The organism is Chryseoglobus sp. 28M-23 (genome assembly GCF_014789785.1).
Lineage (GTDB): Bacteria > Actinomycetota > Actinomycetes > Actinomycetales > Microbacteriaceae > Microcella > Microcella indica.
The window spans coordinates 1334990-1351516 of the sequence record NZ_CP061846.1; the positions used below are offsets into that span (position 1 = coordinate 1334990).

General features: G+C 71.9%; 14 protein-coding genes. 8 read left to right on the forward strand and 6 right to left on the reverse strand.

Going from position 1 to position 16527, the window contains the following annotated elements:
- Positions 1–62 precede the first annotated feature (62 nt).
- Both IE160_RS06465 and IE160_RS06470 read left to right on the forward strand, forming a co-directional pair.
- Entirely contained in the window at positions 63–947 is an 885-nt protein-coding gene (locus IE160_RS06465) for an alpha/beta fold hydrolase (protein ID WP_191150572.1), read from the forward strand.
- Complete coding sequence (locus tag IE160_RS06470; protein ID WP_191150573.1) at positions 944–2035, forward strand: glycosyltransferase family 4 protein; 1092 nt, start codon at positions 944–946, stop codon at positions 2033–2035. Before IE160_RS06465 ends, IE160_RS06470 begins: the two co-directional genes overlap by 4 nt.
- A 4-nt stretch (positions 2036–2039) precedes the next feature.
- Here the strand turns inward: IE160_RS06470 and IE160_RS06475 are convergent, their stop codons facing one another.
- Genes IE160_RS06475 through IE160_RS06485 form a run of 3 tightly spaced genes read right to left on the reverse strand, consistent with a single transcriptional unit; the run spans position 2040 to position 4037 of the window.
- A complete protein-coding gene (locus IE160_RS06475; RefSeq protein ID WP_179871885.1) occupies positions 2040–2504 on the reverse strand; it encodes a YbaK/EbsC family protein in 465 nt (154 codons plus the stop codon).
- A complete protein-coding gene (locus IE160_RS06480) occupies positions 2504–3148 on the reverse strand; it encodes a histidine phosphatase family protein (protein ID WP_179871886.1) in 645 nt (214 codons plus the stop codon). The genes IE160_RS06475 and IE160_RS06480 overlap by 1 nt, the downstream gene beginning before the upstream one ends.
- Positions 3149–3188: 40 nt before the next feature.
- Positions 3189–4037: a Sir2 family NAD-dependent protein deacetylase gene (locus tag IE160_RS06485; protein WP_179873907.1), complete on the reverse strand. Its 849-nt coding sequence runs from the start codon at positions 4035–4037 to the stop codon at positions 3189–3191.
- Positions 4038–4149: 112 nt separating this feature from the next.
- On the opposite strand from IE160_RS06485, the gene IE160_RS06490 reads away from it, so the two are divergent.
- Both IE160_RS06490 and IE160_RS06495 read left to right on the forward strand, forming a co-directional pair.
- Positions 4150–4980 carry a TrmH family RNA methyltransferase gene (locus tag IE160_RS06490; RefSeq protein ID WP_179871887.1) on the forward strand — a complete coding sequence of 277 codons (831 nt, stop codon included), beginning with the start codon at positions 4150–4152 and terminating at the stop codon, positions 4978–4980.
- A 10-nt stretch (positions 4981–4990) separates the two neighbouring features.
- Positions 4991–6217: a D-alanyl-D-alanine carboxypeptidase family protein gene (locus IE160_RS06495; RefSeq protein ID WP_179871888.1), complete on the forward strand. Its 1227-nt coding sequence runs from the start codon at positions 4991–4993 to the stop codon at positions 6215–6217.
- Between the two features lie 12 nt (positions 6218–6229).
- Here IE160_RS06495 and IE160_RS06500 read toward each other — a convergent pair whose 3' ends face one another.
- On the reverse strand, positions 6230–7006 hold the full coding sequence (locus IE160_RS06500; RefSeq protein ID WP_179871889.1) for an SGNH/GDSL hydrolase family protein: 777 nt from the start codon (positions 7004–7006) through the stop codon (positions 6230–6232).
- Between the two features lie 170 nt (positions 7007–7176).
- Here IE160_RS06500 and IE160_RS06505 point away from each other — a divergent pair, with 170 nt between their 5' ends.
- The 4 genes from IE160_RS06505 to IE160_RS06520 all read left to right on the forward strand — a co-directional run bounded on the left by IE160_RS06505 (position 7177) and on the right by IE160_RS06520 (position 11991).
- Positions 7177–7440, forward strand: a complete 264-nt coding sequence (locus IE160_RS06505) for a GlsB/YeaQ/YmgE family stress response membrane protein (protein ID WP_179871890.1) — start codon at positions 7177–7179, stop codon at positions 7438–7440.
- Positions 7441–7544: 104 nt separating this feature from the next.
- Positions 7545–8828 carry a DNA polymerase IV gene (locus tag IE160_RS06510; RefSeq protein WP_191150574.1) on the forward strand — a complete coding sequence of 428 codons (1284 nt, stop codon included), beginning with the start codon at positions 7545–7547 and terminating at the stop codon, positions 8826–8828.
- 68 nt (positions 8829–8896) lie between these two features.
- On the forward strand, positions 8897–10672 hold the full coding sequence (locus IE160_RS06515; protein ID WP_179871892.1) for a DEAD/DEAH box helicase: 1776 nt from the start codon (positions 8897–8899) through the stop codon (positions 10670–10672).
- 245 nt (positions 10673–10917) lie between these two features.
- On the forward strand, positions 10918–11991 hold the full coding sequence (locus tag IE160_RS06520; protein ID WP_191150575.1) for an alanine racemase: 1074 nt from the start codon (positions 10918–10920) through the stop codon (positions 11989–11991).
- On the opposite strand, the gene IE160_RS06525 is transcribed toward IE160_RS06520, so the two are convergent.
- Together IE160_RS06525 and IE160_RS06530 are read right to left on the reverse strand one after the other, a co-directional pair.
- A complete protein-coding gene (locus IE160_RS06525; RefSeq protein ID WP_191150576.1) occupies positions 11988–12818 on the reverse strand; it encodes a DUF1206 domain-containing protein in 831 nt (276 codons plus the stop codon). The two genes, IE160_RS06520 and IE160_RS06525, sit on opposite strands and share 4 nt — an antisense overlap.
- A gap of 93 nt (positions 12819–12911) precedes the next feature.
- Complete coding sequence (locus IE160_RS06530) at positions 12912–16526, reverse strand: error-prone DNA polymerase (protein ID WP_191150577.1); 3615 nt, start codon at positions 16524–16526, stop codon at positions 12912–12914.
- Position 16527 lies beyond the last annotated feature (1 nt).

The window sequence follows — 16527 nt, forward strand, 5'->3', positions numbered from 1 at the left end:
TCACCACTGTAGACCGCGTCGACAACCGGTTCCACATGCCAGGCCGACCTAGACTGATCGGGATGTCCGCCCCGTCTCCCTACGCCGCCTCGCTCGCGCGCATTCCCCGCCGCGATCGCGCGCTCGACGTGCTCGGTTCGCGCACGCACCTCGTCGAGTACGGCCCCGCCGAGGCGCAGCGCACGCTCGTGCTCGTCCACGGTTTCCGCGGCGACCACCACGGCTTGGAGCCGGTCATCGCGCATCTGCCCGAGTTCCGCATCCTCTCGCCCGATCTGCCCGGCTTCGGCCTTTCGGCGCCGCTCGAGGGCCGAGCGCACGACATCGCCTCCTACGCCGCCTGGCTCGACGCGCTCCTGGAGGAACTGGGAATCCGCGGTGAAGCGGTCGTCCTCGGCCATTCGTTCGGGTCGATCGTCGCGAGCGCCGCGGTCGCGAGCGGCACTCCCACGCCCCACCTCGTTCTCGTGAACCCGATCGGCGCACCAGCCCTCTCCGGCCCTCGGGGAGTGCTCACGAGGCTCGCCGTGGCCTTCTACCGCGCGGGCGCCGCCCTGCCCAGCCGCCTCGGCTTCGCCGTCCTCCGCAGCAGAGCCGTGACGCGCATCATGAGCGTGACGATGGCGAAGACGCGCGATCGCGCTCTGCGCCGCTGGATCCACTCTGAGCACGACCGCTATTTCTCGGGCTTCGCCACGCGTGACATGCTGCTCGAGGCCTTCCGCGCCTCGGTCTCGCACGACGTCTCCGAGTTCGCGGCCGACATCGCATCGCCCACCCTCCTCATCGCCGCCGTCGACGATGACATCACTCCGATCGCGCGCCAGCGCGAGCTCGTCGCGCTGTTTCCCGACGCCCGCCTCGTGGAGATTCCCGATGTCGGCCACCTCATCCACTACGAGACGCCCGAGGCCGCCGCCTCGGCGATCCGCGAGTTCCTCGCGTGAAGATCGTCGTCGACTGCCGATACGTGCGCTTCCCGCGCCACGACGGCATCAGCCGGTTCACAGCCGGCATCGTGGATGCTCTGCGCCCGCTCCTGCGCGACTCGGAGTCACTCGACCTGCTCATCAGCGATGAGCGTCAACTCGCGATGCTGCCCGAGGGTCTTCCCTGGCATCGCGTGAGCGGGCCGACGAGTGCCCGGGAGCCTCTCGTCGCCCGTCAGGTGAACCGCCTCGAGCCCGACGTGGTGTTCTCGCCCATGCAGACGATGGGCGCGCTCGGCCGCCGCTACCCGCTCGTGCTGACCCTGCACGACCTCATCTACTACGCGCACCCCACACCGCCGCGTGATCTGCCGTGGCCCGTGCGGCTGGGCTGGCGCCTGTACCACCTGGCGTGGTGGCCGCAGCGACTGCTGCTGAACCGCGCGGACGCCGTCGTGACCGTGAGCGAGACGACGCGTGCGCTCATGCTCGAGCACCGCCTCACGCGGCGCGCGATCACCGTCGTGCCGAACGCGGCCGAGCGCCCCGCGGGCGTCAAGCCGCGCATCCGCCCCGAGGGCATCGAGCTCGTCTACATGGGCTCGTTCATGCCGTACAAGGGTGTCGAGACGCTCGTGGCGGCGCTGCACCTCCTCCCGGGAGCGCGGCTGCACCTGCTGAGCCGCATCCGCCCCCGCGACCGCGCGCGCCTCGAGGCGGCCGCCCCTGCGGGAGCGCTCGTCGTCCACGACGGCGTCAGCGACGAGGAGTACGCGGACCTGCTCGACCGGGCCGCGGCACTCGTGAGCGCCTCCCGCGACGAGGGTTTCGGCATCCCGCTCGTCGAGGCGATGGGGCGCGGCACGCCCGTCGTCGTGAGCGACATCCCGATCTTCCGCGAGATCGGCGGCGAGACCGCGCTGTATGCGGCGGTCGGGGATGCTCAGGCCGTCGCCGCCCGCATCACCGAGCTGCTCGAGCCGGGGGAGTGGGAGCGCCGCTCCGCCGCCGCACCCGCCGAGGCTGCACGCTTCGACTGGGGCCGATCGGCGGCCGTGCTGATCGAACTGCTGCGCGCGCAGGCCGCTCGTGGTCGCGAGTCCTGAGCGCTCAGCGCGTGCCGATCGCGGCGAGGAGGCCGCCGGACCAGTCGACGAGCTGCTGAGGCGCGGCCGGGAACACGTCGTTCGCACTGCCCGCGGCCGACCACACGGTCGAGTAGCGCAGAAGGTCGCGGTCGACGACCGTGCGCACGGGCGCCGGGTGCCCGATCGGGGGCACTCCTCCGATGGAGTAGCCCGTGGCGCGCTTGACGGTCGCCGCATCCGCCTTCTCGATGCGCGCTCCCAGTACCACTCCGAGTGCCGCGAGGTCTGCCCGATTGTCCCCAGACACGAGAGCGAGCACGGGTTCGTCGTCGGCGAGGAAGACGAGCGACTTCACGATCGCGCCGACCTCGCAGCCCACGGCAGCCGCAGCGTCGGCGGCCGTGTGGGTCGAGTCGGGCATCCGCTGCGGTGCCAGGCCCAGGTGGGCGGTCGCCGCGGCGAAGCGCTCCGCACCCGACGCGGCCATCAGGAGGCGCTCCGAGCGTCGTCCTCCCGATGGGCGAGCGGGTTCTGGTCGAGGAAGTCCTCCGCGAAGGGGAAGATCGACTGCTCGTCGAGCGGATCGTCGAAGCGCACGAGCTCGAGACCGGCGTCGGCGTGCAGGAACGAGTGCACCGAACCGTTGGTGATCGGCTCGCGATGACGGCCAGGCGCGACCGCTTCCAGCACGCTGCGGATCACACCGCCATGCGCGACGACGATGATCGACTCGCCCGGATGCTCGGCCGCGAGCCGGTGCAGCGCGGCGACGATGCGCTCGCCCACCGCCTCGCGCGACTCGCGCCCCGGCACCTGGACACCCTCGGGAAAGCGCTCGTCGAGCTCGGCACCCGTGAGTCCCTCGGCCTCGCCGTAGTTGCGCTCGACGAAGGCGCCATCGAGCTCGGGATCGGCGAGCCCCGCCTCCTCGGCGATGAGCCGTGCCGTCTCGGCGGCCCGCACGAGCGGCGAGGCGACGATGCGGCTCCAGGCTCGGCCCGCGACCACACGGCCCGCGGCCCGTGCCTGCTCGCGCCCCGTGTCATTGAGGGGGATGTCGGTGGATCCCTGAATGCGCCGAGCGCGGTTCCAGTCGGTCTCGCCGTGGCGCACGAGCGCGAACGCAGTCACACAACTCCCTCCGCCGGTCGGCGAAGGTCGCGCGCACCGGTCAGGCCCGCAGAGCCTCGCGCAGAGCGGCGAGCGTCTCGGTCGTGCCCGCTTCGATCTTAACCGCTGCCCGAGCGTCCGCCTTGGTCTCGCCGCGGTTCACGATGATCGTCGGGATGCGCTTGCGACCCGCCTGCACGACGAGCCGGACGCCCGAGTTCACGACGAGGGAGGAGCCCAGGATGAGCAGGGCGTCGGCGCGCGCGACAAGCCCGCGGGCCTCCTCGAACTTCACGGAAGGCACGAACTCGCCGAAGAACACGATGTCGGGCTTGAGCGTGCCGCCGCACACCGAGCACTCCGGCACCTCGAAGAGGCTGATGTCGTCGACCTCGGCATCGCCGTCCGGGTTGATGCGGTGGTTGTCGCCCGCCACGAGCCACGGGTTGAGCGTCGCGATGCGGTTCGCGACCGCGGCCCGCGAGAAGGTCTGGCCGCAGTGCAGGCAGCGCACGCGGTCCATGCTGCCGTGCAGGTCGACGACGCGGCGCGAGCCCGCGCGCACGTGCAGGCCGTCGACGTTCTGGGTGATCACGCCCGTCACGGTGCCGTCGGCCTCGAGCTGCGCGAGAGTCTCGTGGCCGGAGTTCGGCCGTGCCTGGGCGAAGCGCTCCCACCCGAGGTGGCTGCCGGCCCAGTAGCGCTTGCGATACGGCTCATCGGCGAGGAACTGGCTGTAGGTCATGGGGGTGCGCACGGGCGCGCCGGCGCCACGGTAGTCGGGAATGCCCGAATCGGTGCTCACGCCCGCTCCCGTGAGCACGGCGATACGGCGCCCGGCGAGAATCTCCGCGGCCTGGGCGAGCGAGGCCTGCGCGAGGGCATCGAGGGGCCGAGCATCCGCCGCCATCATGCTCACGGTCGCCTCCCCAACGCCTCAGTGACCTGTCTACGAGACTAAACGCCCGCGGTTTCCGATATGTTTCCACGGGCTGGGACACGCCTACCGAAAGGACTCGCACATGCGCCTCGAGCGACTCACGACGCTCGACGGCGCCGACCTGAGCGACTACGCCCGCCTCACCGACGTCGCCCTGCGGCGCGTGCAGGAGCCCGCGGGAGGCCTCTATCTCGCCGAATCGATCACCGTCATCGGGCGCGCCCTCCGGGCCGGGCACCGCCCGCGGTCCGTGCTCACGAGCGAGCGCTGGCTCGACGACCTCGAACCGCTGCTGGTCGGCCACGACGTGCCCGTGTACGTCGGCGCGCCAGGACTGCTCGAGGAGCTCACAGGCTTCCACCTGCACCGCGGCGCGCTCGCGAGCATGCACCGCCCCGAGCCTCTCGACCCTGCAGACCTGCTGCGGGATGCTCGGCTCGTCGTCGTGGTCGAAGACGTCGTCGACCACACCAACGTGGGCGCGATCTTCCGCTCCGTCGCGGGGCTCGGCGCGGACGCCGTGCTCATCACACCGCGCTGCGCCGACCCGCTCTACCGCCGCAGCGTGCGCGTCAGCATGGGCACCGTGCTGCAGGTGCCGTGGGCTCGGCTGCCCGACTGGCCCGAGGGCGCGCGTCTGCTGCACGAGCACGGCTTCACGATCGCGGCGCTCGCGCTCGCCCCCGACGCAGTGGGGCTGCGCGAGTTCGCCGCCGAGCGGCTCGACCGCGTGGCACTGCTTCTGGGCTCCGAGGGCGATGGGCTCAGCCGCGGCGCACTCGGTGCTGCCGACGTCGTCGTCACGATCCCCATGGGGCACGGCGTCGACTCGCTCAACGTCGCGGCGGCCAGTGCTGTCGCGCTCTACGCGCTCGGCAGTGCGGCAGCGCCCCGCACTCCGCCTGCTTCCTAGACTGGAGCGCGTGACCCGCCGCCGCCCCCTCCTGCGCTCGGTCGCCATCGCCGCTCTCGTCGCCCTCGGCGCGAGCACCCTCGGCTACAGCGCCTTCGCCGTGCTCGCCCCCGTGCCGGCCGTGGAGCCTCACGTGCAGGCCCTGCCGGAACTCGTCACACCCGCGCCCGAGGTGAGCATCCCCGGCTACGGCGCCGCCGCGATCGGCGCCGCGGACCGGCGGCAGGTGTTCGCGAGCCGCGGTCTCGACGAGGTGCGCCCCATCGCATCGATCACCAAGGTCATCACCGCTCTTGTCGTGCTCGACGCGCACCCCGTCGAGGAGGGCTCGTCCGGCGCGACGATCACGCTCACCCAGGCCGACAGCGACCTCGTCGCCCGCTATCGAGCACTCAACGGCACGACGGCTCCCGCTCCGGTCGGTGCGACGATCACGCAGCGCGAGATCATCGAGCTCATGATGGTCGCCTCCGCCAACAACTACGCCGAGACGCTCGCGACGTGGGCGTTCGGCTCCGTCGCCGACTACCTGTCGGCCGCGCGCGCCTGGCTCGACGCGCACGACCTGGCATCCATCTCCGTGGGCGATACGACGGGGTTCTCGCTCCTCAACCGCGCGAGCCCCCGCGCGCTCCTGGACCTCGGCCGGCTCGCTCTCGCCGATCCGGTCGTGGCCGCGGCGGCCGCGCTGCCCGCGGTCACCGTGCCCGGCATCGGCACCTACGAGAACCGCAACCTGATCGTGGGGGTCGACGGTGTCACGGGGCTCAAGACGGGCACCCTCATCGAGGCGGGAGCGTGCCTGCTCTTCTCGGCGCGAGAGGTCGTCGACGGCGAGGAGGTCGATGTCGTCGGGGTGGTGCTAGCCGGGCCCGACCATCCCACCGTGGCCGACGACGTGCGCACCCTGCTCGCGAGCGCTCGAGACGACTTCCACGAGATCACGATCGCCACGGAGGGGCAGCTCGTCGCCCGCTACGAGACCGAGTGGGGCGCGAGCGCGAGCCTGCACGTCGCCGAGACCGTCGCCGACCTCGTGTGGGGAGAGGTGCGTGCGATCGGCGTCGTGCGCGCCCCGCAGCTGCAGCCGGGCGTGCCGCTGCCCGACCCCGGTAGCGTGACGGTGCGCTACGGGGACCGTCGGGTGAGCATCCCGCTCGAATGGCGCGGAGCGCTCGAGGGGCCCGACCTCGCGTGGCGCCTCGCGCAGCCGCTCGAGGCTGTCTGGGGCGAGTAGGGGAGTGCCGCGTCAGCGGTGCGGGTGCGAGGCGTCCGGTCGCTTGGGCGTGATGTAGTCGCCGGAGGACTGGTGGCGGATGCGCCTCACGACCCACGGGACGAGGTACTCGCGCGCCCACCCGAGATCCTCGACGCGCGCCTGGCGCCAGCTGCGGCGGGGCAGCGGTTCCGGCTCGCGCGGCTCGAGGTCGTGCTCGACGCCGAGCGCCTCGAGCGCCATGATCGCGATCGTGTGGTGGCCCATCGGCGAGAAGTGCAGGCGGTCGCGGTCCCACATCTGGGGGTCGCGAAGCTCACGCAGCTTCCACATGTCGGCGACGATCGCGTCGTGCTTGGAGGCGATCGCCCGCAGATTCTCGTTGTAGATCGCCACCTTGCCGCGCACGCGCCGCAGCACGGGCGTCATGCCGATATCGGGGCCGTTGAACATGAGCACCGTCGCGCCGTTGCTGCGCAGCTGCACGACGAGCTCCTCGAACCGCTCGGCGACCTGGTCGGGGTCTGTGCCGGGGCGGATGATGTCGTTGCCACCCGCCGAGACGGAGATGAGGTCGGGGCGCAGGGCGAGCGCGGGCTCCACCTGCTGCTCGGCGATCTGCTTCAGCAGTCGACCGCGCACGGCGAGATTCGCGTAGGCGAAATCATCGGTGCGCAGTGCCAGCTGCTCGGCCACGCGGTCCGCCCATCCGCGATGGCCGCCGCGGCTCTGCGGCTCCGGATCGCCGATGCCCTCGGTGAACGAGTCTCCGATCGCCACGTAGCGGGACCAGGGGTGAAGCTGTGCCATGGCTCTAGAATGCCAGAGCCGCACCGACTGCGCGGCCTGGGAAGTTTCTGAACGTGGAGTACCCCCGAACGGGGTCGACCTGGTTGACTACCTGCTGAGCGTTTCCACCGGAGCGCTCGAACAGCGGCTGACACTCGAACCGCGTGCCGCCATAACGAAAGGAGCGCCCCATGGGTTTCCTCGCATTCCTGCTCATCGGACTCATCGCCGGAGCCATCGCTAAGGCGATCCTGCCGGGCAAGGGCCCGGGAGGCTGGCTCGCCGCCCTCGTCATCGGAGTCATCGGCGCCCTCCTGGGCGGCTGGCTCGGCAGCGTCATCTTCGGCGTCGACCTCGGCGGGTTCTTCTCGATCGAGACCTGGCTGCTCGCCATCGGCGGGTCGCTTCTCGTGCTCGTCATCTACGGCGCCATCGCGGGCCGTCGACGCGCCTGACGCAGGACTCGCACGACGCCCGCGACGGGCGGGGCGCCACGGCGCCCCGCCCGTCGCGCTGTGTGAAGATGCATCGGTGAGGATGCACCCGTGAGGCGGCGAGCGTGAGCAAGCAGGACGGCAGCGGCCGGCAGGTCACCGCGACGCCCACGGACGACACGAGCGCGAGCATCCTGCACCTCGACATGGACGCGTTCTTCGCCTCCGTGGAATTGCTGACACGCCCCGAGCTGCGAGGGAAGCCCGTGATAGTCGGGCACCGCGGAGCGCGCTCTGTCGTGACCGCCGCGACCTACGAAGCTCGGCGCTACGGCGTCAACTCGGCCATGCCCATGAGCATCGCGCTGCGCCGCTGCCCGAACGCGATCGTGCTCGAGCCCCACTACGAGCGCTACCAGGAGGCGTCGCGCGCCGTCATGGCGATCCTCGGAGATGTGACACCGCTCGTCGAGCCGCTCAGCATCGACGAGGCGTTCCTCGACGTGAGCGGCGCCCGCGCCCTCTTCGGGCCGCCGTACACGATCGCCCAGAGCCTGCGCGCCCGCATCACGCACGAGACGGGCCTCGTCGCCTCGGTCGGCGCCGCCGCGACCAAGTTCGTCGCCAAGCTCGCCTCGAGCCGCGCCAAGCCCGACGGAGTCCTCGTCGTGCCCGAGGCCGAGACCGCGGCCTTCCTGCGGCCGCAGCCGATCAGTGCGCTCTGGGGTGTGGGAGCCGCCGTCGCCGAGCGGCTCGAGCGCATCGGCGCGCGCACCGTCGGCGCCGTCGCCGACCTCCCGCTGCCCGCGCTCGATGCGGCCGTCGGCGCCGCAGCCGCAGGCAAGCTGCATGCGCTCGCGAACGGCATCGACCCGCGGGCCGTGACCCCCACACGGCTCGAGAAGTCGATCGGCCACGAGATGACCTTCGAGAGCGACCTGCACGACCGCGCGGCGCTCGACCGAGAGCTGCTGCGTCTCTCCGACCTCGTCGCGCGCCGGCTGCGGCGCGGCGGGTGGGTCGCGCGCACCGTCGCGATCAAAGTACGCTTCGGCGACTTCACGACCCTCACACGATCGCAGACGATCGCCGAGCCCACCGAGGTGGCGCAGCGGCTCGCGACCGAGGCCCGAGCGCTCTTCGCCGCCGCGCCGACCCAGGGGAGGGGCATCCGCCTCATCGGCGTGCGCGCCGAGAACCTGCTGCCGACGGGTGCCGTGGCGCGCGGCCTGTGGGACGACGACGAGTCGTGGCGCGAGGCGGAAGGCACGATGGATGCCCTCGCCGCGCGCTTCGGGCGCGGTGCCGTGCAGCGGGCGTCCCTGTTGTCGACCCCGGAACGCCGGCGCTCGGCGCTGTCGGGTCAGGATGCTCCGCCCGCGTCCCCGGAGCCGCCCGCCCGCGCGTGACCCTTCTGGGCTCATCGCCCGCAGTCCGCGTCGGCGACGTCGGTCGCCTCGACTAGCATCGAGGTCGCATGTCTCCGACCTTCCGCCGCGCACCCCACGTGGGCACCTTCGCCGCGGAGCATCTCTCGCCGTCCTACCCGGAGCGCGCGGCACGCGGCACGGCCGACCGGCTGCGCGCCTGGCAGGCCGAGGCGCTCGACGCGTACTTCGCCCACGAGCCGCGGGACTTCCTCGCCGCCGCGACGCCGGGAGCAGGCAAGACGACCTTCGCCCTCCGCCTCGCTGCCGAGCTGCTCGCGCGGCGCACCGTCGAGCGCGTCATCGTCGTGGCCCCCACCGAGCACCTCAAGCGGCAGTGGGCCGACGCGGCGCACCGCGTCGGCATCCGTCTCGATCCGGCCTTCCGCAACGCCTCCCGCGTGATCACGCGCGCCTTCCACGGGGCGGCCGTCACGTACGCCCAAGTCGCCGCGCAACCCTTCGTGCACCGCGTGCTCGTCGACCAGGTGCCGACCCTCGTCATCCTCGACGAGGTGCACCACGGCGGAGACGCGCTCAGCTGGGGGGAGGCCATGCGCGAGGCGTACGGCTCCGCGACCCGGCGGCTCTCCCTCACAGGCACGCCGTTCCGCTCCGACACCGCGCCGATTCCCTTCGTCTCCTACGTGGACGAGGGTGACGGCATCCGCGTCTCCCGCACCGACTACAGCTACGGCTACGGGCGCGCCCTGCGTGACGGTGTGGTTCGGCCCGTCCTCTTCCTGTCGTATGCGGGGCGTGTGCGCTGGCGCACGACCACCGGCGACGAGATGGAAGCCGTGCTCGGCCAAGGAGACACCGCCGACGTCACCGCCCAGGCCTGGCGCACCGCGCTCGACCCCGAAGGGCAGTGGATGCCCGGGGTGCTGCGCGCCGCCGACACCCGGCTGACCGAGGTGCGGCACGCGATCCCCGACGCGGGCGGGCTCGTCATCGCGAGCGACCAGGCGACTGCACGTGCCTACGCGGGCGTGCTCGCGGGCATCACGGGCGAGCAGCCCACCGTGGTGCTGAGCGACGAGGCGGGGGCGTCCGAGCGGATCGCGCACTTCGCCGAGTCGGAGGACCGCTGGCTCGTCGCGGTGCGCATGGTGTCGGAGGGCGTCGACGTGCCGCGCCTCGCCGTCGGCGTCTACGCGACGAGCGCCTCGACGCCGCTGTACTTCGCGCAGGCGATCGGGCGCTTCGTGCGAGCCCGCCGACGTGGCGAGGTCGCCTCGATCTTCATCCCGAGCGTGCCGACGATCCAGTCGCTGGCGAGCGAGCTCGAGCGGGAGCGCGACCACGCGCTCGACCGGGAGGGCGACGAGCTGCTCGACGACTCCCTGCTCGAGGCCGCGGAGCGGGAGGAGAAGGCGAGCGAATCGGAGCTCGCGGAGTACACCTACCAGGCGCTCGAGTCGTCGGCGACCTTCGACAAGGTGCTCTACGACGGCACCGAGTTCGGGCAGGTCGCCGAAGTCGGCAGCCTCGAAGAGCTCGACTTTCTCGGCCTGCCCGGCATTCTCGAACCCGACCAGGTGCACGAGCTGCTGCGCAGCCGCCACCAGCGCCAGGTGCGTCGCGCCGCCGAGCGGCCCGCGACCCAGCCGGCGCCTCAGCCCATGTACCGGTCGCTCAAGGAGCAGCGCACGCTCCTGCACAGCCTCGTCGGCCTGCGGGCGAAGCTCACCGGGCAGCCGCACGGCATCATCCACGCCGAGCTGCGTCGCGTGTGCGGCGGCCCCGCCGTGGGCCAGGCGACGGTCGCGCAGCTGCAGTCGCGCATCGAGCACGTGCGCCGCCAGCTCGCCACCGGCGGCTAGCGCGCCCGCGAGTTGTGCCAGATCTGGCGCGAACGGGCGCTCGCGACGAGCGATAGCGCCCATACTCGGCAATTCTGGGCCCCGTGCGGCGTGCCGCACACCTCCTCGTCGCACACCCCCACGTCGAACCCTCGCGCACACCCACGCACATCGGAGCGCCTCCAGATTGGTCGCAAAAGGTGACTCGGCCGTCGTGCAAGCGCCCGTTCGCGCCAGATCTGGCCCGAACGGGGGAGGATGGGGGGATGCGCGAGACTCCCTACCTTGTGGTTGACGAGCTCGTCGCCGAGGGCAACCTTGCGACGATGGCGGCGCACGCCCGCGCCCTCGGCGTCGCGCTGCGGCCGCACGCCAAGACGCACAAGACCGTGGAGCTCGCGCACCGGCAGCTCGAGCACGGGGCCGTCGGGCTCACGGTCGCGACCGTCGGCGAGGCCGAGGTGCTCGCCGACGCTGGTCTCGATGACCTGTTCATCGCGTATCCGCTGTGGGCGGTGGGGCCTCGAGCCGACAGGTTGCGTGCGCTCGCAGGGCGTGTGCGGCTTCGCGTCGGTGCCGACTCCGTCGACGGCGTGAGGATGCTCGCACGGGCTGTTCACGCCGGTCGCGACAGCGCGGCCCCCCTCGCCATCGCGGTCGAGGTCGACAGCGGTCACCACCGTAGCGGCATGCCGCCGGAGGATGCCGCGGAGGTCGCGGTCGCAGCGCTCGATGCTGGCCTCGCGGTGGACGGTGTCTTCACGTTCCCTGGGCACTCCTACGGTCTCGAGGCCGCGGGGCCTGCGGCGAGGGACGAGGCCGCCGCGCTGGAAGCGGCGCGCGATGCGCTGACGGCCGCGGGCATCCCGTGCCCTGTGGTGAGCGGCGGATCGACGCCGAGCGTGCGCTCGGCCGATGGCAGTGTGCTCACGGAGCTCCGGCCCGGTGTCTACGTGTTCGGCGATGCTCAGCAGTGGGAGCTCAGCGCCACGACCTCCGAGTCGATCTCCCTCACCGCCCGCGCGACCGTGGTGAGCCGTCGCGACGGAGTCGCCGTGCTCGACGCTGGCAGCAAGATCCTCGGCGCCGACCGCGCCCCCTACGCCACCGGATACGGTCGGCTCCTCGACCACCCCGAGGCCCGCATCAGCGCGCTGTCGGAGCACCACGCGACGGTCGCATTTCCGACCGGCACGACGATCCCGGCACTGGGCGCAGAGCTGCGCGTCGTGCCGAACCACGTCTGCAATGCGGTGAACCTCGTCGACGAGCTCATCGTCGAGCGCGACGGCATCGAGGTCGGTGCGTGGTCGGTCACCGCGCGCGGTCGCAACACCTAGCCGAGGTTCGCGTAGCGGGCGCGCGCGAAGCAGTACACGCCGTAGGCGATGAGCCCGCCGCCGACGAGGCCGAGAATCCAGACGCCGAAGGGCAGCCCGAGCAGAGATCGCAGCGCCCCGTCGAGCCCCGTCGACTCTGAGGCGTCGGAGGTGACGGCCGCCGCGATGAACAGCCCGCCGACGGCGAGAAGCGCGACGCCCTTGGCCGCATAGCCGGCGATGCCCAGACCGGTGATCACGGTGCCCGCAGTGCCCGCGGGAATGCTGAGATCGTCGCGGAAGCCCTGGGTGACGCCCTTGTGGATGAAGTAGCCGCCGACGGCGAGGACGACGAGACCTACGAGGAACACGAGGATGATCCCCGCGGGAGCCGCCATGAGCTGCGCCGTCATGCTCTGGGTATCGCCGGAGGAGTCGGACGAGCCGCCCAGGGCGAAGGACAGCGCGGTGCTCGCGAGTGCCAGGTAGACGAGGCCCTTCACGATGCCGACCACGAGCTTCTTCTTAGAGTCCTGAGCGGGCCCCTGCAGGATGCCGTCGACGATGAGCCACAGGCCCAGCATGGCGAAACCGATCGTCACGATCCATAGCAGGATGCCGCCGAACGGTGTGGACGCGAGGCTCTGTAGCGCGCCGCTCTGATCGGCATCGGTGCTCTCCCCGCCGGTCAGGAGGAGCTGGAGCGCGATGACTCCGATGAGGATGTGGAGGAGGCCGTTCACCGCGTAGCCGCTGCGAGCGATGACGCGCACGGCGTGGCTGTTCTTCGCGGAGCGAGCACTGCTGCGTGTGGAGTGCGAGGACGACGAGTTGCTGGTGGACGGCATGGCCGTCACGGTAGCGCGGTGAGGCTCGGTGCCCTCCGGCACATTCTCAGGAGTCGACCGTTCGCGAGTGTCGCTCGCTCTGCGAGCACGAGGTCAGCGGAAGTCGCGGCTCGGCATCGTGACACGCAGGGGCAGCTGCTCGACGCGGTCGGCGACGATGTTGACGACGCCCTCGGCCGAGCGCTCGAGGGTGCCGCGCACGATGAGCGCGCGGGATTCGCGCACGGTGCGGCGGTAACGGCTCCACAGCCCGACCGAGCAGATCACGTTGACGAGCCCCGTCTCATCCTCGAGGTTCAAGAAGGTGATGCCGCTCGCCGTCGCGGGCCGTTGACGGTGGGTGACGACCCCCGCGACCTCGACGCGTCGGTTCGGCTCGGCACCGCGCAGCTCGCGCGCGCTCAGCACCCCGCGCTCGCGCAGCAGCTCGCGCACGAAGCGCACGGGGTGGTCACCGGGGGCGATGCCCGTCGAGACGAGGTTGGCGACCATGGTCTCGTAGCCGTCGAGCTCGGTGAACAGCGGCGGCTGCACGGCCGTGACGATGCCCGGCAGGTACTCGGGCCGCGCCTGGGCGGCCGCGCCCGCCGCCCACAGCGCCTCGCGCCGGGAGAGCCCGAGCACATCGAAGGCGCCGGCGGTCGCGAGGGCTTCGACCTGCGCCGCCGTGAGCCCGGTGCGGTAGACGAGCTCGGTGAGGTCTCTGTACGGGCCTCCGCGCTCGCGCTCGGCGACGATGCGCTCGGCGGTCGGGCGGCCGATGCCGGTCACCCCGGCGAGCCCGAGCCGCACGGCGAGGTCACCGTCGCGGCGGTGCAGCGCGCAGTCGTCGAGGTCGCCGTTCGTCGAGGCGGGCTCGAACTCGGGCACGGGCGGCTGACGGCGGTGGATGCACTGCTGGAGCCCGGTCGGAGCCGCGCGCCGGGCATCCGGGGCCACGAGGTCGTGCGCCGAGGCGACGACCAGATCGAGGCGCTCGAGCCCCGCGTCGACCTCGGAGCGGAGGATGCACGGCGTGCGCACCTCGACGCCGTGGCGTTCGGCGTCGGCCGTGAGCGAGGCGGGGGAGTAGAAGCCCATCGGCTGGGCGCGCAGCAGGGAGGCGAGGAAGACGCCGGGGTAGTGCAGCTTGATCCACGAGCTTGCGTAGACGAGCAGCGCGAAGCTCAGGGAGTGACTCTCGGCGAAGCCGAAGTTGGCGAAGGCCTGAATGCGGCCGTAGATCTCGTCGGCGAGGTCGCCCGTGATGCCGTTGCCCGCCATGCCGGCGTAGAGGGTCTCGCGCAGCGACTCGATGCGCTCGAGGCCGCGCTTGCTGCCCATCGCGCGGCGCAGCAGGTCGGCGTCGTCGCCCGTGCAGCCGCCGACCGCCATGGCGACCTGCATGAGCTGCTCCTGGAAGACGGGTACCCCCAGCGTGCGCTGGAGCGGGCCGATGAGCTTGGGGTGGTCGTAGGTGATGGGCTCCTGACCGAGCTTGCGGCGCACGAAGGGGTGCACGGCGCCGCCCTGGATGGGCCCGGGGCGCACGAGCGCGATCTGCACGACGAGGTCGTAGAACTTGCGCGGCTGCAGGCGCGGCAGGAGGCCCATCTGCGCGCGGCTCTCGACCTGGAAGACGCCGATCGAGTCGGCGCGGCACAGCATGTCGTAGGTCGCCTGCTCCTCCTTGGGCAGGGTCGACAGCTCCCACCGCTCGCCGAGGTGGGCATCCATGAGGTCGAAGGAGTGTTGCAGGGCCGCGAGCATGCCGAGGCCGAGCAGGTCGAACTTGACGAGGCCCATCCACGCGCAGTCGTCTTTGTCCCACTGCAGCACCGTGCGGTTCTCCATGCGGGCGTGCTCGATGGGCACGATCTCGCCGACGGGCCGGTCGGTGAGCACCATGCCGCCCGAGTGGATGCCGAGGTGGCGCGGGTAGGTAAGCACCTGATTTGCCAGGTCCACAACCTCGTCGGGGATGTCGTGGGTGGGTTGTTCTGGTGCCCGACGACCGGGACGGTCGTCGGCGCTGGCGTCGCGGCGACGACCAGAAATGGTCGTCGCTCTGTGCTCCAGCGCGCCCCATCTCTCCACCTGGCGACTCCAGGCATCCTGCTGCCCGGTCGAGTACCCGAGCGCACGTGCCATGTCACGCACGGCGTTCTTGGGCCGATAGCTGATGACGTTCGCGACCTGCGCGGCGTTGCGCCGGCCGTACCGCGCGTAGACGTACTGGATGACCTCCTCCCTGCGGTCGGAGTCGAAGTCGACGTCGATATCGGGCTCCTCGTCGCGCAGGGCGGAGAGGAAGCGCTCGAAGGGCAGCTGGTAGCCGATCGAGTCGACGGCCGTGATGTCGAGCAGGTAGCAGACGGCCGAGTTCGCGGCCGAGCCGCGGCCCTGGCAGAGGATGCCGCGCGCCCGCGCGAACTGCACGATCTCGTGGACGATGAGGAAGTAGCCGGGGAAGTCTTTCATCTCGATCACGTCGAGCTCGCGCGCGATGCGGGCGCGGTCGTCGTCGCTCGCGTCGGGATACTTGCGCGGCACGGCCGCCCAGACGAGCTCGCGCAGCCAGCTCATGGGTGTGTGGCCGGGGGGAACGGGTTGCTTCGGCAGGTTCGGCTTCGCCTGGCGCAGCGGGAACCCCAGCTCGGTCGCGAGCTCGACGCTGCGCGCCACGGCCCCCGGGTGGCGCGCGAACAGCCGCTGCATCTCGTCGCCGCTGCGCAGGTGGGCGGTGCCGGCGGCGGGCAGCCAGCCCTCCATCTCGTCGAGGCTGCGGCGCGCGCGCAGCCCGGCGAACGCGGTCGCGAGCGGGTGCCGCGCGGGGGTCGCGTAATGCACGGCACCGGTCGCGACGATCGGCAGCCCGCGCTCGGCGGCGAGGGCGGCGAGCACGTCGTTGTGCACGGTGTCGAGCGGTCGGCCGTGGTCGAAGAGCTCGACGGTGACGCTGGATGCTCCGAAGCGGTCGACGAGCGCGTCGAGCTCGGCGCCCGCCGCGGCGATGTGCGCCCGCGTCGGCCGCGTGCGGGCGACGGCATCCGGCCCGGAGGCATCGCGCGCAGGATCGCGGCCCTCCAGCGCCGACCGCACGGCACCCTTGCGGCACCCGGTGAGGATCATCCAGTGGTCGCCGCTCGTGGTGTCGCCGCCGCGGCCCGCGTGCTCGGCGAGCGCGTCGAGGTCGTAGACCGGTCGGCCCTTCTCGCCGCCCGCGAGCTGCGCCTCGGTGATGGCGGCGGCGAGGCGGTGGTAGCCGGCCTGGCCGCGTGCGAGGACGAGCAGGTGGGTGCCCTCGGGGTCGGGCACGCCCTGCTGCGGGCCCGTGAGCCCGAGCGACAGCTCGGCGCCGAACACCGTCGTGAGGCCGTACGGTTCAGCGGCCTCGGCCAGGCGCACAACACCGTAGAAGCCGTCGTGGTCGGTCAGCGCGAGCCCGCTGAGCCCGAGCCGTGCGGCCTCCTCCAGCAGTTCTTCGGGGCTCGAGGCGCCGTCGAGGAAGCTGAAGGAGGAGTGCGCGTGCAGTTCGGCGTAGGGCACGACCGTGGCGGGATCGGGCTGTTCGATGCCGGATCGACGGTAGGGCGCCCGCTTGGGCGACCACGCGGGGGAGTCGCCCCCGTCGGCGCCGGGGGGCGGTGTGGTGCCGGGCCGATTGCCGTTGCGCAGGCTGCGCTCGAACTCGCTCCACGGGATCGGCGGGTTGTGCCAGCCCGCCATC

Bases quoted from the DNA above. Each gene is read 5' to 3' on its own strand.
- IE160_RS06465 (WP_191150572.1), top strand. From the start codon at position 63: ATGTCCGCCCCGTCTCCCTACGCCGCCTCGCTCGCGCGCATTCCCCGC.
- IE160_RS06475 (WP_179871885.1), bottom strand. From the start codon at position 2,504: ATGGCCGCGTCGGGTGCGGAGCGCTTCGCCGCGGCGACCGCCCACCTG.
- IE160_RS06485 (WP_179873907.1), bottom strand. From the start codon at position 4,037: ATGGCGGCGGATGCTCGGCCCCTCGATGCCCTCGCGCAGGCCTCGCTC.
- IE160_RS06490 (WP_179871887.1), top strand. From the start codon at position 4,150: ATGCGCCTCGAGCGACTCACGACGCTCGACGGCGCCGACCTGAGCGAC.
- IE160_RS06500 (WP_179871889.1), bottom strand. From the start codon at position 7,006: ATGGCACAGCTTCACCCCTGGTCCCGCTACGTGGCGATCGGAGACTCG.
- IE160_RS06505 (WP_179871890.1), top strand. From the start codon at position 7,177: ATGGGTTTCCTCGCATTCCTGCTCATCGGACTCATCGCCGGAGCCATC.
- IE160_RS06515 (WP_179871892.1), top strand. From the start codon at position 8,897: ATGTCTCCGACCTTCCGCCGCGCACCCCACGTGGGCACCTTCGCCGCG.
- IE160_RS06520 (WP_191150575.1), top strand. From the start codon at position 10,918: ATGCGCGAGACTCCCTACCTTGTGGTTGACGAGCTCGTCGCCGAGGGC.
- IE160_RS06525 (WP_191150576.1), bottom strand. From the start codon at position 12,818: ATGCCGTCCACCAGCAACTCGTCGTCCTCGCACTCCACACGCAGCAGT.
- IE160_RS06530 (WP_191150577.1), bottom strand. From the start codon at position 16,526: ATGGCGGGCTGGCACAACCCGCCGATCCCGTGGAGCGAGTTCGAGCGC.